This is a genomic window from Paraburkholderia sp. A1RI-2L (genome assembly GCF_048957375.1).
Taxonomy (GTDB): Bacteria; Pseudomonadota; Gammaproteobacteria; order Burkholderiales; family Burkholderiaceae; genus Paraburkholderia.
Window position 1 is genome coordinate 389,122 of record NZ_JARBTA010000001.1, and the last position, 21,847, is coordinate 410,968.

The 21,847-nt window shown below is 65.2% G+C and carries 18 protein-coding genes; 15 read left to right on the top strand and 3 right to left on the bottom strand.

What is annotated here, in order from left to right; translation table 11 throughout:
- The first annotated feature begins 104 nt into the window (after window positions 1-104).
- The 4 genes from PWP93_RS01795 to PWP93_RS01810 all read left to right on the top strand — a co-directional run bounded on the left by PWP93_RS01795 (window position 105) and on the right by PWP93_RS01810 (window position 4,428).
- Window positions 105-1,352 (top strand): ABC transporter substrate-binding protein, encoded by a 1,248-nt coding sequence (locus PWP93_RS01795; RefSeq protein WP_421043240.1) that lies wholly within the window; start codon window positions 105-107, stop codon window positions 1,350-1,352.
- Between the two features lie 138 nt (window positions 1,353-1,490).
- Window positions 1,491-2,432, top strand: coding sequence for a carbohydrate ABC transporter permease (locus tag PWP93_RS01800; protein ID WP_421043241.1), 942 nt, complete (start codon window positions 1,491-1,493; stop codon window positions 2,430-2,432).
- Entirely contained in the window at window positions 2,422-3,279 is an 858-nt protein-coding gene (locus tag PWP93_RS01805) for a carbohydrate ABC transporter permease (RefSeq protein WP_213293438.1), read from the top strand. Before PWP93_RS01800 ends, PWP93_RS01805 begins: the two co-directional genes overlap by 11 nt.
- Before the next feature lie 30 nt (window positions 3,280-3,309).
- Entirely contained in the window at window positions 3,310-4,428 is a 1,119-nt protein-coding gene (locus PWP93_RS01810; protein WP_421024522.1) for an ABC transporter ATP-binding protein, read from the top strand.
- 111 nt (window positions 4,429-4,539) lie between these two features.
- Here the strand turns inward: PWP93_RS01810 and PWP93_RS01815 are convergent, their stop codons facing one another.
- A complete protein-coding gene (locus PWP93_RS01815) occupies window positions 4,540-5,310 on the bottom strand; it encodes a Smr/MutS family protein (protein WP_421043242.1) in 771 nt (256 codons plus the stop codon).
- A gap of 179 nt (window positions 5,311-5,489) precedes the next feature.
- On the bottom strand, window positions 5,490-6,482 hold the full coding sequence (gene trxB / locus PWP93_RS01820; RefSeq protein ID WP_421024520.1) for a thioredoxin-disulfide reductase: 993 nt from the start codon (window positions 6,480-6,482) through the stop codon (window positions 5,490-5,492).
- A 366-nt stretch (window positions 6,483-6,848) separates the two neighbouring features.
- Between trxB and PWP93_RS01825 the strand changes: the two genes are divergently transcribed.
- Window positions 6,849-9,164: a DNA translocase FtsK gene (locus PWP93_RS01825; RefSeq protein ID WP_421043243.1), complete on the top strand. Its 2,316-nt coding sequence runs from the start codon at window positions 6,849-6,851 to the stop codon at window positions 9,162-9,164.
- A 74-nt stretch (window positions 9,165-9,238) separates the two neighbouring features.
- On the top strand, window positions 9,239-9,949 hold the full coding sequence (gene lolA / locus PWP93_RS01830; RefSeq protein WP_421024518.1) for an outer membrane lipoprotein chaperone LolA: 711 nt from the start codon (window positions 9,239-9,241) through the stop codon (window positions 9,947-9,949).
- An 87-nt stretch (window positions 9,950-10,036) separates the two neighbouring features.
- On the opposite strand, the gene PWP93_RS01835 is transcribed toward lolA, so the two are convergent.
- Window positions 10,037-11,107, bottom strand: a complete 1,071-nt coding sequence (locus PWP93_RS01835) for an MBL fold metallo-hydrolase (protein ID WP_421043244.1) — start codon at window positions 11,105-11,107, stop codon at window positions 10,037-10,039.
- Window positions 11,108-11,332: 225 nt separating this feature from the next.
- Between PWP93_RS01835 and PWP93_RS01840 the strand changes: the two genes are divergently transcribed.
- The 9 genes from PWP93_RS01840 to bioD all read left to right on the top strand — a co-directional run bounded on the left by PWP93_RS01840 (window position 11,333) and on the right by bioD (window position 21,846).
- Window positions 11,333-11,758, top strand: a complete 426-nt coding sequence (locus tag PWP93_RS01840) for a MerR family transcriptional regulator (RefSeq protein ID WP_421024516.1) — start codon at window positions 11,333-11,335, stop codon at window positions 11,756-11,758.
- A 71-nt stretch (window positions 11,759-11,829) separates the two neighbouring features.
- A complete protein-coding gene (aceK, locus tag PWP93_RS01845; RefSeq protein ID WP_421043245.1) occupies window positions 11,830-13,647 on the top strand; it encodes a bifunctional isocitrate dehydrogenase kinase/phosphatase in 1,818 nt (605 codons plus the stop codon).
- Window positions 13,648-13,662: 15 nt separating this feature from the next.
- Window positions 13,663-14,856: an acetyl-CoA C-acetyltransferase gene (locus tag PWP93_RS01850; protein ID WP_421043246.1), complete on the top strand. Its 1,194-nt coding sequence runs from the start codon at window positions 13,663-13,665 to the stop codon at window positions 14,854-14,856.
- 90 nt (window positions 14,857-14,946) lie between these two features.
- Entirely contained in the window at window positions 14,947-15,624 is a 678-nt protein-coding gene (locus PWP93_RS01855; protein WP_421043247.1) for an SDR family oxidoreductase, read from the top strand.
- Window positions 15,625-15,757: 133 nt separating this feature from the next.
- A complete protein-coding gene (locus PWP93_RS01860) occupies window positions 15,758-16,210 on the top strand; it encodes a YchJ family protein (RefSeq protein ID WP_421043248.1) in 453 nt (150 codons plus the stop codon).
- Between the two features lie 528 nt (window positions 16,211-16,738).
- Window positions 16,739-18,145, top strand: coding sequence for a dienelactone hydrolase family protein (locus tag PWP93_RS01865; RefSeq protein WP_421043249.1), 1,407 nt, complete (start codon window positions 16,739-16,741; stop codon window positions 18,143-18,145).
- 370 nt (window positions 18,146-18,515) lie between these two features.
- Window positions 18,516-19,871 carry an adenosylmethionine--8-amino-7-oxononanoate transaminase gene (bioA, locus tag PWP93_RS01870; protein WP_421043250.1) on the top strand — a complete coding sequence of 452 codons (1,356 nt, stop codon included), beginning with the start codon at window positions 18,516-18,518 and terminating at the stop codon, window positions 19,869-19,871.
- Complete coding sequence (gene bioF, locus PWP93_RS01875) at window positions 19,871-21,091, top strand: 8-amino-7-oxononanoate synthase (RefSeq protein ID WP_421043251.1); 1,221 nt, start codon at window positions 19,871-19,873, stop codon at window positions 21,089-21,091. The genes bioA and bioF overlap by 1 nt, the downstream gene beginning before the upstream one ends.
- A complete protein-coding gene (gene bioD, locus PWP93_RS01880) occupies window positions 21,088-21,846 on the top strand; it encodes a dethiobiotin synthase (protein WP_421043252.1) in 759 nt (252 codons plus the stop codon). The genes bioF and bioD overlap by 4 nt, the downstream gene beginning before the upstream one ends.
- Window position 21,847 lies beyond the last annotated feature (1 nt).

The following is a 21,847-nucleotide window of genomic DNA, read 5'->3' on the forward strand; positions in this document are numbered from 1 at the left end:
TCCAGTGTTTTGCCTGTTTTTGTGCCTGTATTAACCACACCGCACCCTGGGTACATCAGGGGCCAACTCGTTTTTACTGATCAGGTGTCTGGAGGAGATAAGCAATGAAATTCCGAGCGATCATGGGCGCCCTGTGCGCCGCAGGTCTCATGGCCGGCGTCGCGACTGCGCAGGCAGCCGAATCCCTCGAAGTGCTGCACTGGTGGACTTCGGGCGGCGAATCGAAGGCGGTCGGCGTGCTCAAGGACGACATGCAGAAGCAGGGCTACGTGTGGAAGGACTTCGCGGTCGCCGGCGGCGCGGGCGCGGCGGCCATGACGGCACTGAAGACCCAGGTGATCTCGGGCAACGCACCCACGGCAGCGCAGATCAAGGGCCCGCTGATCCAGGAATGGGCGCAGCAGGGCGTGCTGGTGCCGATCGATTCGGCCGCCGGCGACTGGAAGGCCAACTTGCCGCCGCAAATCGACAAGATCATGCGCGCGGACGGCCATTACGTCGGCGCGCCGTTTTCGGTGCACCGCGTGAACTGGCTGTGGATCAACAAGGCCGCGCTCGACAAGGTGGGCGGCAAGGCGCCGACCACGTGGCCGGAGTTCTTCGCGCTGGCCGACAAGCTCAAGGCCGCGGGCTACCAGCCGGTTGCGGCGGGCGGCCAGCCGTGGCAAGACCTGACGCTGTGGGAAGACGTGGTGCTCTCGCAGGGCGCGGACTTCTACAAGAAGGCGATTGTCGATCTTGACCAGAAGACCCTGACCTCGCAGCAGATGGTGGGTGTGTTCGACACAGTTCGCAAGATTCAGTCGTATATGGATAACGCGCGCACGGGCCGCGACTGGAACCTCGCCACGGCCATGGTCATCAACGGCAAGGCGGGCATGCAGTTCATGGGTGACTGGGCCAAGGGCGAGTTCGAAAACGCCAAGAAGCAGCCGGGCAAGGACTACGTCTGCGCGCCGGTGCCGGGCACCTCGAAGGCCTACACGTTCAACGTCGACTCGTTCGTGTTCTTCCAGCAGAAGGACCAGAAGGCGGCCACGCCGGGTCAGATCGCGCTGGCGAAGACGATCATGAGCCCCGCTTTCCAGGAACAGTTCAGCCTGTACAAGGGCTCGATCCCGGTGCGCCTTGGCGTGGACATGAGCAAGTTCGATGCGTGCGGCAAGCAGTCATACGCGGATGAGCAGGCCGCGATCAAGGCGGGCGGCTATGTGCCGTCGCTCGCACACGGCATGGCTCAGGCAGACGCCACGGCCGGTGCGATCACCGACGTCGTCACGAAGTTCATGAACTCGACCCAGGATTCGAAGAGCGCGGTGGAAGCGCTCGCGAAGGCTGCCAAGACCAAGTAAGCGAAGCGGGTTTTTGAAGTCGTTGCAATGAAACAGGCGGAGTGCGCCGTGCGCGGCGCACTCCGGGCATGACGGGTCAAACCTAACCCTTTATCGTGCGGAGTCCGTAATGTTCCACACCGTACCAGGAGTCGCGCAGTGACTGCTTCTCTTAGCGGCAACGGCAAGGCGGCCACGCCTGCCACAGGCCGCGCGTCGCCCATGGCGGCGCTCGCAGACCGCTGGATTCCGAAGCTGGTGCTTTCGCCCAGCATTCTGATCAGCCTCGTGTTTGTCTACGGCTTCATCATCATCACCGGCTATCTGTCGCTGTCGAATTCGCGGTTGATGCCGCGCTACGAATTCGCGGGCTTCGACCGCTACAGCGAGCTCTTCAGCAACGACGTCTGGTGGACCTCGGCGCAGAACCTCGCATGGTTCGGCATTCCGTTCATCGCCGTTTGCGTGGCGCTCGGGCTGTTTCTCGCGATCCTGCTCGATCAGCAGATTCGCCAGGAAGGCGCGCTGCGCGCGGTGTTTCTCTATCCGATGGCGCTCTCGTACATCGTCACGGGCACGGCGTGGCAGTGGATCTTCAACCCCGATCTCGGTATCCAGCAGGTGCTGCACGACTGGGGCTGGACGAGCTTCCAGCTCGACTGGCTCAACGACCCGGACAAGGCGATTTTCTGTATCGTGGTTGCCGCCGTCTGGCAGTCCACCGGCTTTTGCATGGCGCTGTTCCTCGCCGGCCTGCGCGGCGTCGACAGCGAAATCTTCAAGGCGGCCCAGGTGGATGGCGCGACACTGCCCACGATCTACCGCAAGATCGTGATTCCGAGCATGCGTCCGGTGTTTTTCTCGGTGCTGCTGATCCTGTGCCACATCACGATCAAGACCTTCGACCTCGTCGTCGCGCTCACCGCGGGTGGCCCCGGCACGTCGTCGTCGCTGCCGGCCATCTTCATGTACACGTTTTCGTTCAACCGCGGGCAGCTCGGTGTCGGCGCAGCTTCGTCGATGATGATGCTCGCGACAGTGGTGGCCGTGCTCGTGCCGCTCATGTACCTGGAATCGAGGAGCACGCGCAATGCAGCCTAAGATGAAGGTGAGCCGCGTGTTCGTCTATGCGGCGCTGATCCTGTTCGCCCTGTACTTCCTGTTCCCGCTCTACGTGATGCTGTCGACGTCGTTCAAGACGCTCGACGAGCTTCACACGGGCAACATGCTCACGCTGCCCGCGAGCCCGAGCTTCGCGCCGTGGGTGAAGGCGTGGGCGCATGCCTGCACCGGCGTGCGCTGCGACGGCATGCAGCCGTTCTTCATGAACTCGGTGAAGATGGTGATCCCGGCCGTGCTGATCTCGTCGATCATCGGCGCGTTCAATGGCTACGTGCTCACGCACTGGCGCTTTCGCGGCGCCGATGCGCTCTTCACGATGCTGCTGGTGGGCTGCTTCATCCCGTTTCAGGCGATCCTCTTGCCGATGGCGCGTCTCGAAGGCTTCTTCGGCCTTTCGAACACGATTGGCGGGCTGGTTCTGGTGCACGTGGTGTACGGCATCGCGTTCACGACGATGTTCTTCCGCAACTTCTACGTGAGCGTGCCGGCGGAACTCGTAAAGGCTGCGCGCATCGACGGCGCCGGCTTCTTCATGATCTTCACGCGCATCATGCTGCCGATCTCGCTGCCGATTTTCATGGTGTGCTTGATCTGGCAATTCACGCAGATCTGGAATGACTTCCTGTTCGGCATCGTGTTCTCGGGTGTCGATTCGATGCCGATCACGGTGGCGCTGAACAATCTCGTGAACACCTCCACGGGCGTGAAGGAATACAACGTCGACATGGCCGGCGCGATCATCGCCGCGCTGCCCACGCTGCTCGTCTACGTGATCGCCGGCCGCTACTTCGTGCGCGGCCTCACGGCGGGCGCGGTGAAGGGCTAAGAAGCTCTATTCGATTAAAGGATTCATAGCATGGCAAGCCTTTCCATTCGCGACGTCTACAAGACCTACCCCAACGGGGTGCCCGTCCTCAAGGGCGTCAACATCGACATCGAAGACGGCCAGTTCCTGATTCTGGTCGGCGGCTCGGGCTGCGGGAAGTCGACGCTGCTCAACATGATCGCGGGTCTCGAAACTGTCACCAAGGGTGAGATCATGATGGACGGCAAGGTGGTGAACAACCTCTCGCCGAAGGATCGCGACATCGCGATGGTGTTCCAGTCGTACGCGCTCTATCCGTCGATGACCGTGCGCGAGAACATCTCGTTCGGCCTGAACATCCGCAAGGTGCCGAAGGCCGAGCAGACGCAGATCGTCGACCGCGTGTCGAGCATGCTGCAGATTCAGCATCTGCTCGACCGCAAGCCCGGCCAGCTTTCGGGCGGCCAGCGCCAGCGCGTCGCGATGGGCCGCGCGCTCGCACGCGACCCGATCATGTTCCTGTTCGACGAGCCGCTCTCGAACCTCGACGCCAAGCTGCGCATCGAGATGCGCTCGGAAATCAAGCTGCTGCACCAGCGCGTGGGCAAGACGATCGTCTACGTGACGCACGACCAGATCGAGGCGATGACGCTCGGCGACCGCATCGCCGTGATGAAGGACGGCATCGTGCAGCAGTTCGGCGCGCCGCAGGAGATCTACGATTCGCCGTCGAATCTCTTCGTGGCGGGCTTCATCGGCGCGCCGCCGATGAACTTCATCAACGGCAAGCTGGTGGAGCAGGGCTCGGGCATCGGCATCGAGCTCGACACGGGCGTCGCGCGCAGCGTGCTGAACCTGCCGTTCGAGGCCAGCAAGCTGCGCGGCCGTGTCGGCCAGGAGGTGGTGCTCGGCCTGCGCCCGGAGCGCATCACCGACGCGCGCAGTTCGCACGACGGCCACGGCCACGAACTGCAGCGCCACACCGTGAAGGTCGACGTGATCGAGCCGACCGGCCCGGACACGCTCGTGTTCGCGCAGGTCAACGGCAAGCGCATCGTGAGCCGCGTGCACCCGGGCGCGAATCCGCAGCCGCTCAATAGCATGGAGCTGCTATTCGACGTGTCGAAGGCTGTGCTGTTCGATCCGAAAACCGAAGAGCGCATCGCTTGAGCGGTCCCGATCGATTCGCGCCAGGTTTTGCTGGTGTGCTTCTGGTGTGGTACGCGATAAAAAACCCCGCCGCTGCGTGAGCAGCCGCGGGGTTTTTGCTGAAGGCTTCGCTCAGCGTGCGTGCGAGTGATGCTGTCCGTGCCCGTGCGTATGCGGCTGCAGCAGCACGAGCACCGCACCGGCGCCGCCGTCATGCGGCCGCGCCTGGCAGAACGCGATCACTTCTTCCTTCTGCACGAGCCACGCACGCACCTTGCCCTTGAGCACGGGCTCCTTGCCCACGGAGCCGAGCCCCTTGCCGTGAATCACGCGCACGCAGCGCAGCCCGCGCTTGCCCGCCTCGCGGATGAAGGTTTGCAGTGACTCGCGCGCTTCCTCGCGGCGCATGCCGTGCAGGTCGAGCTGCGCTTGCACGATCCACGCACCGCGCCGCAGCTTCTTGACGACTTCCTCGCTCACGCCGGGACGGTGGTAATAGAGCGAGTCGTCGGTATCGAGCAGGGCTTCGGGGTCGAAGTCGTCGGAAATCGCTTCGTGCAGGACCGCCTGCTCGTCGAGACGCGTTTGCAGTGGCAGCGGCACGGGTGCTTCGCGGCGCGGCTGCGCGCGCGGCGGCTGCTTGAGCGGCGCGATCTGGCCGATTTCGCGGCGGAACAGGTCGCTGTCGGCGGCGGCTTCCACGCGCGCCGCCTGGGCGGCCGCGCGTTCACGCTCGCGCTGGCGCGTTTGTGTTTTGAGCGCTTCGCGCAGGCTGCCGAGGCCGGCGAAGCCCGTGGCGGCCTTGCCGGGTTCGGGGGCGGGCTCGGGCGCGATGCTTGGCGCGGCAGGGCGCGTGGGGGCGGGGCGCTTGGGCTCGCCCGGATGGGGCACGTTCTTGGGCATGGCGAAAGACGCTGGATGAATCTCAGTGGCGTGCGTTCAGCGCGGCACGCGAAAAACGCTGCAAAAAAGACGGCAAAAAAACGCTGTAAAAGCAAAGGGCCGCCGGCTGGCTGGCCGCGGCCCTCTTTCGGTGCGCCGTCTGGTTTAACGACGCTATTTTAACGGCTCGCGCGGATCGATCAGCGCTCGGCTTCGGCGCTCATCACGTGCGCCCCGATCTCGCTGACGGTTTCCAGATAGCGCTGCGCGTCGAGCGCGGCCATGCAGCCCGTGCCGGCGCTCGTGATGGCCTGGCGATAGACGTGGTCCTGCACGTCGCCGGCCGCGAACACGCCCGGCACGCTCGTGCCCGTGGCGTTGCCGTTCAGGCCGCCGTTCGTGATGATGTAGCCGTTCTTCATCTCCAGCTGGCCTTCGAAGATGTCGGTGTTCGGCTTGTGGCCGATCGCGACGAACACACCCTGGAGATCGAGGTCGGTGGTTTCGCCCGTCTTCGTGTTCTTGATGCGCAGGCCGTTCACGCCGCCCTCGTTGCCCTTGACTTCGTCGAGCACGTGATCCCACTTGATCTCGACGACGCCTTCCTTTTCCTTTTCCAGCAGGCGGTCGATCAGGATCGGCTCGGCGCGGAACTTGTCGCGGCGGTGGATGACCGTGACCTTCTTCGCGATGCCGGCGAGATAAAGCGCTTCCTCGACCGCCGTGTTGCCGCCGCCGATCACCGCGACGTGCTGGTTGCGGTAGAAGAAGCCGTCGCAGGTCGCGCAGGCGGAGACGCCGCGGCCCATGAAGAGCTCTTCGCTCGGCAGGCCGAGGTATTGCGCCGATGCGCCCGTCGCAATGATGAGCGAATCGCAGGTGTACTCGCCCGAGTCGCCGATCAGGCGGATGGGCTTCTCATCGAGTTTGGCCGTGTGAATGTGATCGAACACGATTTCCGTGTTGAAGCGCTCGGCATGCTCGAGAAAACGCTGCATCAGTTCCGGGCCCTGCACGCCGTTCGGGTCGGCGGGCCAGTTTTCCACATCCGTCGTGGTCATGAGCTGGCCGCCTTGGGCGAGCCCGGTGACGAGCAGCGGCGAAAGGTTCGCGCGCGCCGCATAGACGGCTGCCGTGTAGCCGGCGGGGCCGGAACCGAGAATCAGGACTTTGGCGTGTTTGGTTGCGGACATGATCGAATTCCGTAGAAGGCGCTGCGTGGCGCGGGTTGCCGGGGCCGGCGGCCTGGTGCAGTTAGCTGAATCCCCAGGCGGCCGCCGGTGAGTGCGGCGGGGCACACGCAGGTAGTTGGGCATCAGCCCGCAATTATAAAGGCCGGGAGCTTTCGCCGCGCTATCAAGGTTTTTCATCGGCGCGATAGCCTGGGTTCGGCGCCGGCGGCGCCGTTGCCAGTTACCCTCATTTACAGCGTTGAGGCAGCCGGGGTCTAAACAACGCGTTTACAATAGGCCGGATCAGACGTCGGCGGCCGCGCCGGTCTGCCGGAGCCCCCGGCAGTGCGCCCGGACCGCGCAAGCATCAAGAATCACCAGGATTCAATGGCCAAAGCTCCTTTTTCCGCGCAGGCGCAGGCATTGCCTAATCGCATGTCGCGTCTTTTCACCGAAATCCGCTGGATCCTGCAGGTCGCGCTCGGCGTGTTCCTGCTGATGGCGCTCATCAGCTACAGCCGCCGCGACCCGAGCTGGACCCACGCCGCTCAGGTCGACCATATCTCGAACTGGGCAGGGCGCGTCGGCGCATGGACCTCGGACATCCTGCTGCTGCTGTTCGGCCTGTCCGCCTATTGGTGGGTCGTGCTGCTCGCGCGCCACATTTCGAAGAATTACCAGCGCATCACGCGCCACGAAGCGCTCCCCGAGGACGACGACGAGAAACCGCGCGACCACGGCTGGATCGCCGAAGGCTTCGCATTCGTGCTCGTGCTGCTCGCCTGCGACGGCATCGAGGCGCTGCGCATGTGGTCGCTCAAGGTGCAGTTGCCGCGTGCGCCGGGCGGCGTGGTGGGCGAGGCAGTGGCGCGCGGCGTCTCCAGCGCGCTGGGCTTTACGGGCGGCACGCTCGCGCTGTTGCTGGCGCTTGCGATCGGTTTGTCGCTGTATTTCCGTTTTTCGTGGCTGAGCGTGGCCGAAAAGGTCGGCGAGTCGATCATCAATGCCGTGACGATGGCGCAACTGCGCCGCGAAGCGGGCCGCGACCGCAAGCTCGGCGAGGCCGCCGCGGTCAAGCGCGAAGGCAAGGTCGAGCGCGGCCGCGTGAAGATCGAGGAGCACGAGCCGGTCACGATCGTGCCGCCCGTGGTCACGCCGCAGCGCTCCGAGCGCGTGGAGAAGGAGCGCCAGGTGCCGCTCTTCACCGATCTGCCGGGCGACTCCACCTTGCCGCCGATCTCGCTGCTCGACCCCGCGCCCAAGACTCAGGAAACGATCTCCGACGATACGCTCGAGTTCACCTCGCGCCTGATCGAGAAGAAGCTCAAGGACTTCGGCGTGGACGTGGCCGTGGTGGCTGCGTATCCGGGCCCGGTCGTCACGCGCTACGAGATCGAGCCCGCCACCGGCGTGAAGGGCAGCCAGATCGTGGGCCTCGCGAAGGACCTCGCGCGCTCGCTTTCGCTCGTTTCGATCCGCGTGGTGGAGACGATTCCGGGCAAGAACTACATGGCGCTCGAGTTGCCGAACCAGCGCCGCCAGACCGTGCGCCTGTCCGAAATCCTCGGCTCGGCCGTTTATGCGGACGCGCCTTCGGCGCTCACCATGGGTCTGGGCAAGGACATCGGCGGCAAGCCGGTTTGCGCCGATCTCGCGAAGATGCCGCACCTGCTCGTGGCCGGCACGACCGGCTCGGGCAAGTCGGTGGGCATCAACGCGATGATCCTCTCGCTGCTTTACAAGGCGAGCGCCGAGCAGGTGCGCATGATCCTCATCGATCCGAAGATGCTCGAAATGAGCGTGTACGAGGGCATTCCGCATCTGCTGTGTCCGGTCGTGACCGACATGCGCCAGGCCGGCAACGCGCTGAACTGGACCGTCGCCGAAATGGAGCGCCGCTACAAGCTCATGAGCAAGCTGGGCGTGCGCAATCTCGCGGGCTACAACAACAAGATCGAGGAAGCGAACAAGCGCGAAGAAAAGATTCCGAATCCGTTCAGCCTCACGCCCGACGATCCGGAGCCGCTGCAAAAGCTGCCGCACATCGTCGTGGTGATCGACGAACTGGCCGACCTCATGATGGTGGTCGGCAAGAAGGTCGAAGAGCTGATCGCGCGCATTGCGCAGAAGGCGCGCGCCGCCGGCATTCACCTGATCCTCGCGACGCAGCGGCCTTCGGTGGACGTGATCACCGGCCTCATCAAGGCCAACGTGCCGACGCGCATCGCGTTCCAGGTGTCGTCGAAGATCGACTCGCGCACGATTCTCGACCAGATGGGCGCCGAGTCGCTGCTCGGCATGGGCGACATGCTCTATCTGCCGCCCGGCACGGGGCTGCCTGTGCGCGTGCACGGCGCATTCGTGGCCGACGACGAGGTGCACCGCGTCGTCGACAAGCTCAAGGAGCAGGGCGAGCCGAACTATATCGAAGGCATTCTCGAAGGCGGCACGGCGGGCGAGGGCGACGAAGGCTCGGCGAGCGCTTCCGGAACCGGCGACGAGTCCGACCCGCTCTACGATCAGGCCGTCGAGGTGGTCATCAAGAACCGGCGCGCGTCGATCTCGCTCGTGCAGCGGCATCTGCGCATCGGCTACAACCGCGCGGCGCGCCTGCTCGAACAGATGGAGCAATCGGGACTCGTTTCGGCGATGTCTTCGAGCGGCAACCGCGAGATTCTCGCGCCCACGCGCGAGGTCGATTGAGTCTGCCTTGAGTCCGCGCGCATGACGGCGCGAGCACTCAGGGTGGTCGCATGGTAGTTTTTGGAGAACGACAGATGCAGTTTCCGGTTGGACAACAGACCCGTTTGACGCTGGGCCGCGCGGGCCGCGCAATCTTCGTCGCGCTTGGCGCGTCGCTCGTGATGGCGTCGCACGCCTGGGCGAGTGGCACCGATCAACTGAAGCAGTTCGTCTCGCAAGTGCACGCCGCGCGCGGCAACTTCGTGCAGCGCGAGCTCAAGACGCCCACCAACGCGAAGAACGCGAGCGATGCCATTGCCACGGCCACGGCGAACGCCAAGACGTCGAGCGGCACCTTCGTGTTCTCGCGTCCCGGCAAGTTCATCTGGACCTATGAGAAGCCGTATCAGCAACTGCTGCAATCCGATGGCGACAATCTCTATGTCTACGACAAGGACCTGAACCAGGTCACCGAGCGCAAGCTCGGCGGCGCGCTTGGCGCGAGCCCGGCGGCCATCCTGTTCGGCAGCAACGATCTGGACAAAAACTTCACGCTCTCCGACGCGGGTGTGAAGAACGGCATCGACTGGCTGCAATTGGTGCCGAAGTCGAAGGACACGCAGTTCAAGAGCGTGGGCATCGGCTTTCGTGACGGCAACCTTGAAGCGATGGAACTGCACGACGTGTTCGGCAACGTGACGCTGCTCACGTTCTCCAACATCGAGAAGAATCCGTCGCTGCCGGCGTCGGCGTTCAAGTTCGTGCGGCCCAAGGGCGCCGACCTGATTACGGGTGGCGGGAACTGATTTTCGCGGCGTGATGTGATGCGGCAAAGAAGAGGGGGCGGCTCGATTGAGCCGCCCCCTTTTGTTTCTTGTTATCTGCTTACGCAATCAGGCCGAAAAGCGCACCACGCCTTTCTCGTCGATCGTGCGCTTGAGCTTGCCCGCGAACCACAGCAGATGCAGATGCGCGAGCGCTTCGCCCATCGCGAACGTCAGCTGATGCATGTCGAGCGCGCGCTTGAACATGAGCGGCACGATGTCGGCGGCGCTTTTTGGCGTGTGCGCACAGGCTTCCATGACTTCGGCGAGCCGCGCGTCGTGGTGCGCGCGCAGTTGGCCGATGCGCGTGCGCACGCCGCGAAACGGCTTGCCGTGCGAGGGCAGCACGAGCGTGTCTTCGGGCATGGCCTCGTAGCGACCGAGCGATTCGAGGTACAGGCCGAGCGGGTTGCCTTCCGGCTCCATGTCGAACACCGATACGTTGGTCGAGATGCGCGGCAGCACCATGTCGCCCGAGATCAGCACGCCAAGCGATTCGCACAGCAGCGCGCAATGTTCGGGCGAATGGCCGTAACCCGTAACGACGCGCCAGTCACGGCCGCCGATCGTGACCGTGTCGGCCTCGCGCAGGCGGTGGTATTGCCCCGGCAGCGCAGGTACGAGATTGGAGTAGTAATTGCGGCGGTTGCGCAGTTGCTCGAGCGAGGCTTCGTCGCTCACGCCGTGGCGCTCGAAATGGCGCGCCGCGCCTTCGCCGCCCGCGTTCGAGCCGTTGCCCGAGGCCAGCACGCACGCGCTCATGTATTCGCCGAGCGTCGTCCACAGGCGCACGTCCCAGCGCTTCTTCTCGCCGCCCGCGCAAATCCAGTGCGCAAGGCCGATATGGTCCGGATGGCAGTGCGTGACGAGCACGCGCAGCACCGGCAAGCCTTCGAGCTGGGTTTCGAACACCTGCTCCCAGCGCGCCTTGATCGTATCGTCGGTGATGCCGCAGTCCACCACGGTCCAGCCTTGCTGGCCATCGATCTCGTCGCGCAGCAGCCAGAGGTTGATGTGATCGAGCACGAAGGGCAGCGGCATGCGCAGCCATTTCACGCCGGGCGCGACTTCGAAGGCGAGGCCGGGCTCGGGCAGGGTATCGGCGAAAGGATAGTCGAGCTGGTGTTCGAGGGCGTTCATTGGAGAGTCGTCTCGCGTCGTTATGGTGGACTGTGGGCGGCTGGCGCCTCATTGTCGCTGCATTGCGCCATTCCTGCAGGCAGTTCGGGAGAGTGTTCCGATACGCGGAACAAACCGGCTGTTGCGCAACCCTTGAGTTGACGATAACGTAAACGTCGACTCCAACGATAGCACTTCTGCCCGGTCGAGCCCGAACCCGGCTTGCGCGAGGCGCGCTTTTTCTACATGACCCAGTACACGATTACCGAGCTTGCCCGCGAATTCGACGTGACGCCGCGTGCGATCCGCTTCTACGAGGATCAGGGCCTGCTCGCGCCGAGCCGCGAAGGTGCGAGCGGACTCAAGCGCGTGTTTTCGGGGCGCGACCGCACGCGGCTGAAGCTCACGCTGCGCGGCAAGCGCCTCGGCTTCACGCTCAACGAGATCCGCGCGCTGCTCGATCTCTACGACTCGCCCACCGATACGCAGCCGCAGCTCCAGGCGTTTCTCGCCACCGTCGTGCGCCACCGCGAGCTACTGGAGCGCCAGCGCGCCGACCTCGACGCCACGCTCGAAGACCTCGCGCAGTACGAGTCGCAGGCGCGTGCGCTGCTCGCGAAGAATGGTGCCGGCGAGCGGATCGCGCCGCACACCTTGCCCGACGATCAGTAGCCGGCGCTGGCCCGTCATTGCCCATTTCTGCCCGTTCCTGCACCAAGCCGCCGAGCCGAGGTGAATGCGTCATGAGACATTTCCCGAAACTGCTTTCATCGCAGATCGGCTTCGACGTTGCGCAGACGATGCTCGAGGGCTTCGACCATCATTACCGCAACTTCTGCGCGGTGGCCGTGCGGGCGCGCGAATGCTTCGAGGCGCGCGACTGGCACGGCCTGCAGCAACTCGCGCGCGAGCGCATCGCCTCTTATGACGAGCGCGTGCGCGAGTGCGTGGTGGCGCTTGAAGACGAGTACGACGCGGAAAACATCGACGACGAGGTCTGGGAGCAGATCAAGCTTCATTATATCGGCCTGCTGACGACGCACCGGCAGCCCGAGTGCGCCGAGACGTTCTTCAACTCGGTGTGCTGCAAGATCCTGCATCGCTCGTATTTCAACAACGATTTCATTTTCGTGCGGCCCGCGATCTCAACCGAGTACATCGAGAACGACGAGCCCGCGGCCAAGCCCACCTATCGCGCGTACTATCCGGCCAGGGACGGGCTGGCGGCCACGCTCGCGCGCATCGTCACGAATTTTCAGCTCGAAACGCCGTTCGAGGACCTCGCGCGCGATGTGGACTGCGTGATGCGCGCGATGCTCGACACCTTCGGCGTGGTCGAGCCCAAGCCCAACTTCCAGATTCACGCGCTCGCTTCGCTGTTCTTTCGCAATCAGTCGGCGTACATCGTCGGGCGCATCATCAACGGCGATCTGCTCGCGCCGTTCGTAGTGCCGATCCGTCATGCGCCAGGCGGCAAGCTCGTGCTCGACACTGTGCTGCTGCGTACCGATCAGTTGCTGATCATGTTCAGCTTCTCGCACTCGTATTTCCTCGTGGATATGGGCGTGCCGTCCGCCTACGTGGAGTTTCTGCGCACAATCATGCCGCGTAAGGCGAAGGGCGAGATCTACACGTCGCTCGGGCTGCAGAAGCAGGGCAAGAACCTGTTTTATCGCGATCTGCTGCACCATCTCTCGCATTCGAGCGATCAGTTCGTCGCCGCACCCGGCATTCGCGGCATGGTGATGATCGTGTTCACGCTGCCATCGTTTCCGTACGTGTTCAAGGTGATCAAGGACAGCTTTCCCGCGCCGAAGGAGACCACGCGTGAGCAGGTGGAGGCGAAGTATCAGCTCGTGAAGCGTCACGACCGGCTCGGGCGTCTGGCCGATACGCTCGAATATTCCAGCGTCGCGCTGCCCGTTGCGCGCCTCTCCGAGGCGCTCGTGCGCGAACTCGAAACGCTTGCGCCTTCGATGATCGAGTACGAGGGCGACAATCTCGTGATTCGCCACCTCTACATCGAGCGCCGCATGGTGCCGCTCAACATCTGGCTGCAAAACGGCAGCGACGAAGAGGTCGAGCACGGCATCCGCGAATACGGCAACGCGGTGAAGGACCTGATGCGCGCGAATATCTTTCCGGGCGACATGCTCTACAAGAATTTCGGCGTGACGCGCCACGGCCGCGTGGTGTTCTACGACTACGACGAAATCGAGTATCTGACCGAATGCAACGTGCGCGCGGTGCCCGCGCCAGTTCATGAGGAAGACGAACTATCGAGCGAGCCATGGTACGGAGTCGGTCCGCGCGATATTTTTCCGGAGACGTACCGCACGTTCCTGCTCGGCGATACGCGCGTGCGGCGCTATTTCCTCGAGCATCACGCGGACTTCTTCGACCCCGCGCTATGGCAGCAGAGCCAGGCGCGCCTGCTGGCGGGCGAGGTGCCCGACTGCCTGCCATATGACGCGGCGGTGCGTTTTCGCACGCGCTATCCCGAGCGCTTCGCGCCGCACGAACAACGTACAGACTCGAATTTCGCATCGTCGATTGATTGAAAAAGGAGAGAGAGCATGAGTGAGACGCAGATGGATCCAGTGGTGATCGTGGCGGCGGCGCGCACGCCGATGGCGGGCTTTCAGGGCGATTTCGCCGCATTGAGCGCGCCGCAACTGGGCGCGGCGGCGATTGCGGCCGCGCTCGAGCGCGCGGGCCTGAAGCCCGAGCAGATTGACGAAGTGGTGATGGGCTGCGTGTTGCCTGCCGGCCTGGGCCAGGCGCCCGCACGGCAGGCGGCGCTTGGCGCGGGCCTGCCGCTCGCGGCGGGCGCGACCACGGTGAACAAGATGTGCGGCTCGGGCATGCGCGCGGCGATGTTCGCGCACGACATGCTGCTGGCGGGCTCGGCCGAAGCGATCGTCGCGGGCGGCATGGAGAGCATGTCGAACGCGCCGTATTTGCTGCCCAAGGCACGCGCGGGCATGCGCATGGGGCACGGCCAGGTGCTCGATCACATGTTCCTCGACGGACTCGAGGACGCCTACGACAAGGGCCGCCTCATGGGGACGTTTGCGGAGGAGTGCGCGGGCGAATTCGCTTTTTCGCGCGAGAGCCAGGACGCCTTTGCGATCGAGTCGCTCAAGCGCGCGAAACGCGCCAACGAGGACGGCTCGTTCGCCTGGGAGATCGCGCCGGTCAAGGTGGCCACGCGTGCGGGCGAGACCATGATCGAGCGCGACGAACAGCCGTTCAAGGCCAATCTCGACAAGATCCCGACGCTCAAGCCCGCCTTCAGCAAGACCGGCACGGTGACGGCCGCGAATTCCTCGTCGATCTCGGACGGTGCGGCGGCGCTTGTGATGATGCGCGAGTCCAGGGCGAAGCGCCTCGGTGTCACGCCGCTCGCGCGCGTGACGGGCCATTCGACTTTCGCGCAGCAGCCCGCGAAATTCACGACCGCGCCGGTGGGCGCGATCGCGAAGCTCTTCGAGAAGACCGGCTGGAAGGCCGCCGACGTCGATCTCTACGAGATCAACGAGGCGTTTGCCGTGGTCACCATGGCCGCGATGAAGGAGCACGATCTGCCGCATGAGAAGGTCAATGTGAACGGCGGCGCGTGCGCGCTGGGCCATCCGATCGGCGCATCGGGCGCGCGCATTCTCGTTACGCTGATCGGCGCGCTGCGCGCGCGCGGTCTGAAGCGCGGCGTGGCGACCCTGTGCATCGGCGGTGGCGAAGCAACCGCAATGGGCGTCGAACTCATGTAGGCTTGCGAGTGACGGGCGCCGCACGCAGCGGCGCCTCCCATCGCTGGCACGCGGCGCTGCATAGCCGCGGCACCCAGAAAAGGCGGCGACATGAAAACAGCGTTGATTGTGGGCGCGTCGCGAGGCCTCGGCCTCGAGTTCGCGCGCCAGTATGCGAAGGCCGGCTGGCGCGTGCTGGCCACGGCGCGCTCCGAGGCGGCGCGCACGGCGCTCAACGCGCTGGGCGCGCAGGCGTTCGCGCTCGACATCGCGCGGCCCGAGGACATTGCCGCGCTCGGCGCGAAGCTCGAGGGCGAGCGGCTCAACGTGGCGCTCATCGTTTCCGGCGTCTACGGCCCGCGCACCGAGGGCGTCGAAGCCATCAGCGCCGAAGACTTCGAGTACGTGATGAACACCAACGTGCGCGGCCCGATGCAGCTCATCCCGATTCTGCTGCCGCTCGTCGACGCGGCGTTCGGCGTGCTCGGCGTGCTGTCGAGCCGCATGGGCAGCATCACGCAGACAACCGGCACGACGGGCTGGCTCTATCGCGCGAGCAAGGCGGCCTTGAACGACGTCATCAAGATCACGTCGCTGGAGACGCGCCGGGCGACTTGCATCGCGCTGCATCCGGGGTGGGTGCGCACGGAGATGGGCGGCGCGCAGGCGGCCATCGACGTGACAGCGAGCGTCGCCGGCATGCGCGAAGTGGTGGCGGAAGCCGCGGCGGCACGCGAGGTCTTCAACGGACGCTTTTTCCAGTACGACGGGACCGAGCTCGACTGGTGAGCGCCCGATCCACGCAATATCCGCGCAATAATTGCGCAGCCATTGCACGTAGGGGCCGCAGCGCTGGCGCGAGCGGCCCTTGTTTTTTGTTCTGCTGAAAGCGCACGAAGTGCGTGAGAAGGATCGATATTGAATGTCTGCTCAATCCACGCGCGCGAAGCGCCTGCTCGAATGTCCTTGCGGCGGCGCCGCCCCCAACCTGAAATCGGGCGCCAAGCCCCCGCGCTTCGCCGATTGCTGCGGCCGCTTTATCGACGGCGGCGCGCTGCCCGCCACGGCGCTCGAACTGATGCGCTCGCGCTACACGGCCTATGTGCTTGGCGAAGCCGGCTACCTGCGCGCGACCTGGGCCGCCGAGACGTGTCCCGCCGATCTCGACGTCGACCCCGAAGCACCCGGCGCGCCGCGCTGGCTCGGGCTTGCCGTCAAGCGCCACGAGCCCATCGACGAGACGCATGCGCGCGTCGAGTTCGTCGCGCGCCACAAGAGCGGCGGGCGCGCCTTTCGTCTGCACGAACTGAGCCGCTTCACGCGCGGCGGCGACGGCCGCTGGCGCTACGTCGACGGCGACATCCTCGAAGGCTGAAGGCAGTCCTTGCGCCGCTGCCGTGGCGGCTAAAACAACGCCTTTATAAACAAGCACATAATGAAAAAAACGGGGCCGTTAGCGAGCGGCGACATATGACTGTGTGAATGATCGTTATTTCGCCGCGGCTCACGACCGCCACGAAATGCCGCTATGCGCCGCGCGTCAAGGTATACGAGGAACTGGCCCTTCGTTGGCACGCCTTATGCCGGGTTACCCCTGAATTGCGCAACAAATAATTGTCGTGCGACGATGCAATCACGGTGCTCGTCACGCCACGTAAGCAAGTGTTGAAAAGACATTTCTCGCGGCGATCACAAGACGGGTGCTGGCGGCGGATCTGAAAGTTTGCAGATCGGCGCCGCACAGGTGTTCCGATCCGTGTTCTCCCCCGCAGCATCGGTTGCGACCACGCCAGACCTCCCGGCCAGGCGCGCCGTGTGCTGTTGTGCCCGCTGGGCAGGGGACGTTCGCGCAGTGGTTCGGTACGCAGATTGACGGCGGTTTTTTCGCAGGCGGGTGTTGCGCATGGCGTTCAGGAAGCTTCTTACCGGATGGGCGATGGCCGGCACGGCGTGTGTGCTGTCGGTTGCTCATGCAGCGTCGCTTTCCGACCCGGCTGCCGCCGCCAGCGCTCAGGCAGCGCTGATGTCGACGCCGTCCGCCACGCATTCGAACGCGCATCGCGACGCCTCGCAAGGCGCGGCTGCGTCGTTCGCCAACGGCCCGCTCGGCAGTGCGAACGTGCCGCGCATCGCATTCGGCGACACGTATCTGCCCGTCGTGCGCGCCGACATGAATCAGCAGGTCATTCACATTCCCGTGGCCGGCGACCCGAGCGTTACGCTCGAAACCACGGTCTACCGTCCCGACGGTCCTGGCCCGTTCCCGATGGTGGTGTTCAATCACGGCAAGATTCAGGGCGACCCGCGCATGCAGCCGCGCAGCGACCCGACATCGTTCGCGCGCGAATTCGTGCGCCGCGGCTACGTGGTCGTCGCGCCGAACCGCCGGGGTTTCGCCGGCTCGGGCGGCGACTATCAGCAAGACGGCTGCGATGTCGCGAGCAACGGCCTGGGCCAGGCCGCCGACGTGGCCACCACGGTCGACTACATGGCGAAGCAGCCGTACGTGGACGCGAGCCATATCGTCGTCGCCGGCACCTCGCATGGCGGTCTCGCGACCATGGCCTACGGCACCGAAGCCGCGCACGGCGTGCGCGCGCTCATCAACTTCTCGGGCGGCCTGCGCCAGGACGCTTGCAACGGCTGGCAGAACAACCTGACCGAAGCCTTCGGCGATTACGGCGCGAAGGCCCGCGTAGCCTCGCTCTGGCTCTACGGCGACAACGATTCGGTGTGGACGTCCGATCTCGTCACGCGGATGTTCGCGGCGTTTCGTTCCGCGCAGCTGGGCGAGGCGCAGCCGGGCGCGGGCGCGCAACTCGTCGATTTCGGCTCGTACAAGAACGATGCACATCGCCTCGTGGGCGACCGCGACGGCGTGCAGGTCTGGTGGCCCAAGGTCGAGGCGTTCCTGGCGAACCAGGGTATGCCCACGGCCGTGGAATATCGCGTAGCGACGCAAGCCGCGCCGCGCGCCACGGGCTACGCATCGATCGATTCGGTGAGCGCGGTGCCGTTCCTCGATCAGGCGGGCCGTGACGGCTATCGCAACTTCCTCAAGCAGTACCCGAGCCGTGCTTTTGCCGTGTCCGATTCGGGCGCGTGGTCGTGGGCCGAGGGCGGCGACAATCCGATGGCTGTCGCCGTTGCGAACTGCCAGAAGCACAGTTCGGACCCGTGCCGCCTCTACGCGGTGAACAGCCATGTCGTGTGGTCTAACGACACCGCCACGGCGCAAAACGACAACACCGACGACGGCAATGCCGTTGCCGCCGATGCGGATACCGCACACGCACTCGCGAGCCGTTAAGCGCGCCTGACGCATCGCTGGCGCGCGCATCGTCGCGCTGCCACCGCTCCCTCGTTTTTCGCACTATTTTCTCACCGCTGTTGCGCTCCTGCCTTCGCGCTCGAGTTCGACCGCGGCGTACGCGCTCGTCTTTTTCGGCGTGCGGCCGCAGATTTTTTTGCACAAGCGCGCTTCACTTTGCCGTCGTCATCTGCGGGCATTTCGGGTCTTCGCAAAAGAACTGTGCGCAGCTGTTCCGAACCGCGCCGAACCTCGTGCGAGCGGGCCTTTCAAGGCCATTTCGGGGGTAGTGCATTGCGGAATTGAACGCGTTAATCTCGGGCCCGTTGCCTGGCAGGACACCAGCAGGACACACCAGCAGGAGCCGTATTTGAACTCGCATTCCTACCCCGCCAACGACGCCTGGATCGCGCGCAGCCTGCGCGCCGTCTGGCATCCTTGTACCCAGATGAAGCACCACGAGCGCTTGCCGCTCGTCGCCGTCGCGCGTGGCGAAGGGCCGTGGTTGTACGACCATGAAGACCGGCGCTACCTCGACGCCGTTAGCTCGTGGTGGGTCAATCTGTTTGGCCACGCCAATCCTGTGATCAATGCCGCGCTCAAGGCGCAGCTCGACACGCTCGAGCACGTGATGCTCGCGGGCTGCACGCACGAGCCCGCAGTCGAACTCGCCGAGCGCCTGAGCGCGCTCACCGGCGGCACGCTCGGCCATGCGTTTTTTGCGTCCGATGGCGCCTCGGCGGTCGAGATCGCGCTGAAGATGAGCTTTCACGCGTGGCGCAATCAGGGTGCGAGCGACAAGCGCGAATTCGTGTGCCTGGCCAACAGTTATCACGGCGAGACCATCGGCGCGCTTGGCGTGACGGATGTGAAGCTATTCAGGGATGCTTACGATCCCCTTTTGACTCACGCGCACGTGGTCGCGTCGCCCGATGCGCGCACGGCGCGCGAAGGCGAGAGCGCCGCTGACGTGGCGCACCGCGCGCTCGCGGACGTCGAGCGTGTGTTCGCCGAGCGCGAAGGGCGCATCGCGGCGCTGATCGTCGAGCCGCTCGTGCAGTGCGCGGCAGGCATGGCGATGCACGATCCCGCGTATCTCCGGGGCCTGCGCGCGCTGTGCGAGCGCTACCAGGTGCATCTGATCGCCGACGAAATCGCCGTGGGCTGCGGGCGCACGGGCACGTTCTTCGCATGCGAGCAGGCTGGCATCTGGCCCGATCTGCTCACGCTCTCGAAGGGCATCAGCGGCGGCTACCTGCCGCTGTCGATCGTGCTTTCGCGCGACGAAATCTACGCGGCCTTCTACGACGACGACACCGCGCGCGGCTTCCTCCATTCGCATTCGTACACGGGCAATCCGCTCGCCTGCCGCGCGGCGCTTGCAACGCTCGATCTCTTCGAGCGCGATGGCGTGCTGGCCGCGAACGCCCAAAAATCGAAGCAATTGCGCGAAGCGTTTGCACCGCTCGAGCAGCATCCGCTCGTGCGCGACCTGCGCCAGTGCGGCACGATTCTCGCGTTCGACGTGGCGATCGACGACGCCGAGCGCGCGCGCACGTTCTCGCGCCGGTTCTTCGAAAACGCGCTGCAGCGCGAGCTGCTGCTGCGCCCGATCGGCACGACGGTCTACGTAATGCCGCCATACATTCTCGACGCCGGAACGCAAGCGCATCTGGCCGCGCGCACGCGCGAGACATTCGACGCGACTGTCGCGGAGGACCTCTGATGCACTTGCTGCACACACTCGAACAAAACCTGCGCGAACTCGATGCGCAAGGCCTGCGCCGCCGCCGCCGCACCATCGATTCGCCGTGCAGCGCCCATATGGTTGTCGATGGCCGCGAGAGCATCGGCTTCGCGAGCAACGACTACCTCGGGCTGGCTGCGCATCCGCGGCTCGTCGCGGCGCTGGCCGAGGGCGCGCAGCGCTACGGCGCGGGCAGCGGCGGCTCGCATCTGCTGGGTGGCCATTCGCGCGCCCACGCGCAACTCGAGGACGATCTCGCGGCGTTCGCCGGCACCTTTGTGGATGCGCCGCGCGCGCTGTACTTCAGCACCGGCTACATGGCGAATCTGGCTGTGCTCACCGCGCTCGCGGGGCAGGGCACGACGCTCTTTTCCGATGCGCTCAATCACGCTTCGCTGATCGACGGCGCGCGGCTCTCGCGGGCCGAGATCCGGATCTATCCGCACGCGGACATGGACGCCTTGAGCACGATGCTCGAAGCGTCGGACGCGCGCGCGAAGGTGATCGTGAGCGACACGGTGTTCAGCATGGACGGCGATGTCGCGCCGCTCGCGCGTCTGGTCGAACTTGCCGAAAAGCATGGCGCATGGCTCGTGGTCGACGACGCGCACGGGCTTGGCGTGCTCGGCCCGCAAGGGCGCGGCGCGCTGGCCGCAGCCGCGCTGCGCTCGCCGAACCTCGTGATGGTCGGCACGCTCGGCAAGGCGGCGGGCGTTTCGGGCGCGTTCATCTGCGCTCACGACACGGTGATCGAGTGGCACGTGCAGCGCGCCCGTCCGTACATCTTCACGACGGCGTCGTCGCCGGCGGTCGCGCACGCGGTCTCCGCGAGCCTGCAACTGATTGCAGGCGAGGAGGGTGACGCGCGGCGCGCTCATCTGAATCATCTGATCGGGCGCACGCGCTCGATGCTCAAGGAAACTTGCTGGCAGCCCGTCGATTCGCACACGGCAGTGCAGCCGCTCGTGGTCGGCGCCAACGAGGCCACGCTTGCGCTGCAAGGCGCGCTCGAGCGCGATGGTCTGTGGGTGCCGGCGATTCGTCCGCCGACGGTGCCCGCCGGCACCTCGCGGCTGCGCATTTCGCTCTCGGCTGCGCATTCGGACGCCGACCTCGACCGTCTGAACGCGGCGCTGCAACGCGCGAGCCTTGAAGAGCAACGGCAAGCGCAACAGCAGACGCAAGAGGGCGCGCGATGAGCACTGCAAAGTATTCGCTTTTTGTCACCGGCACCGATACCGAAATCGGCAAGACTTTCGTGAGCGCGGCGCTCTTGCGCGGCATGGCGCGAGCGGGCCTGCGCGCGGCGGCGATGAAGCCCATCGCTGCGGGTGCATACGAGCGCGAAGGCGTCTGGCACAACGAAGATGCCGACCAGCTCGACGCTGCCGCGAGCGTGCTGCTTCCTGCGGAAATGCGCACGCCGTTTTTGCTCAGGGAGCCGGCCGCGCCGCACATTGCCGCCGCGCTCGAAGGCGTGACGCTGGACATGGCGCGCGTCGTGCAATGTTTCGGCGAGGCACGCGAGCGCGCGGACGCCGTGGTGGTGGAAGGCGTGGGCGGCTTTCGCGTGCCGCTCACGGCGACGCAGGACACCGCGGATCTCGCGGTTGCGCTGAATCTGCCGGTGGTGCTCGTCGTGGGCATGCGACTGGGCTGCATCAGCCATGCGCTTCTCACCGCCGAGGCGATCGCCGCACGCGGCCTCACGATCGCGGGCTGGGTCGCGAACCGCATCGACCCGGCTATGACCTTCCCGCAAGAAAACATCGACGCGCTGCGTGAGCGCCTGGCCGCGCAGTTCGGCGCGCCGCTCATCGGCGTCGTGCCCCGTATGCCCGGCGCTCATACGGCTGCGTTGGCCGAGCTCGCCGCAGAACACCTGAACATCGACGCGTTGCTCGCGCGGCTCGACACTCTCGCGCCTGCATCCGAATCCCTGTCGCCTCTGTAAA

What these genes read in the sequence shown, in the direction of transcription:
- PWP93_RS01795 (WP_421043240.1), top strand. Translation starts at nt 105, where the DNA reads ATGAAATTCCGAGCGATCATGGGCGCCCTGTGCGCCGCAGGTCTCATG.
- bioF (WP_421043251.1), top strand. Translation starts at nt 19,871, where the DNA reads ATGCACTTGCTGCACACACTCGAACAAAACCTGCGCGAACTCGATGCG.
- aceK (WP_421043245.1), top strand. Translation starts at nt 11,830, where the DNA reads ATGAGACATTTCCCGAAACTGCTTTCATCGCAGATCGGCTTCGACGTT.
- PWP93_RS01840 (WP_421024516.1), top strand. Translation starts at nt 11,333, where the DNA reads ATGACCCAGTACACGATTACCGAGCTTGCCCGCGAATTCGACGTGACG.
- PWP93_RS01825 (WP_421043243.1), top strand. Translation starts at nt 6,849, where the DNA reads ATGGCCAAAGCTCCTTTTTCCGCGCAGGCGCAGGCATTGCCTAATCGC.
- PWP93_RS01855 (WP_421043247.1), top strand. Translation starts at nt 14,947, where the DNA reads ATGAAAACAGCGTTGATTGTGGGCGCGTCGCGAGGCCTCGGCCTCGAG.
- lolA (WP_421024518.1), top strand. Translation starts at nt 9,239, where the DNA reads ATGCAGTTTCCGGTTGGACAACAGACCCGTTTGACGCTGGGCCGCGCG.
- PWP93_RS01860 (WP_421043248.1), top strand. Translation starts at nt 15,758, where the DNA reads ATGTCTGCTCAATCCACGCGCGCGAAGCGCCTGCTCGAATGTCCTTGC.
- PWP93_RS01865 (WP_421043249.1), top strand. Translation starts at nt 16,739, where the DNA reads ATGGCGTTCAGGAAGCTTCTTACCGGATGGGCGATGGCCGGCACGGCG.
- PWP93_RS01835 (WP_421043244.1), bottom strand. Translation starts at nt 11,107, where the DNA reads ATGAACGCCCTCGAACACCAGCTCGACTATCCTTTCGCCGATACCCTG.
- bioD (WP_421043252.1), top strand. Translation starts at nt 21,088, where the DNA reads ATGAGCACTGCAAAGTATTCGCTTTTTGTCACCGGCACCGATACCGAA.
- PWP93_RS01810 (WP_421024522.1), top strand. Translation starts at nt 3,310, where the DNA reads ATGGCAAGCCTTTCCATTCGCGACGTCTACAAGACCTACCCCAACGGG.
- trxB (WP_421024520.1), bottom strand. Translation starts at nt 6,482, where the DNA reads ATGTCCGCAACCAAACACGCCAAAGTCCTGATTCTCGGTTCCGGCCCC.
- PWP93_RS01805 (WP_213293438.1), top strand. Translation starts at nt 2,422, where the DNA reads ATGCAGCCTAAGATGAAGGTGAGCCGCGTGTTCGTCTATGCGGCGCTG.
- PWP93_RS01815 (WP_421043242.1), bottom strand. Translation starts at nt 5,310, where the DNA reads ATGCCCAAGAACGTGCCCCATCCGGGCGAGCCCAAGCGCCCCGCCCCC.
- PWP93_RS01850 (WP_421043246.1), top strand. Translation starts at nt 13,663, where the DNA reads ATGAGTGAGACGCAGATGGATCCAGTGGTGATCGTGGCGGCGGCGCGC.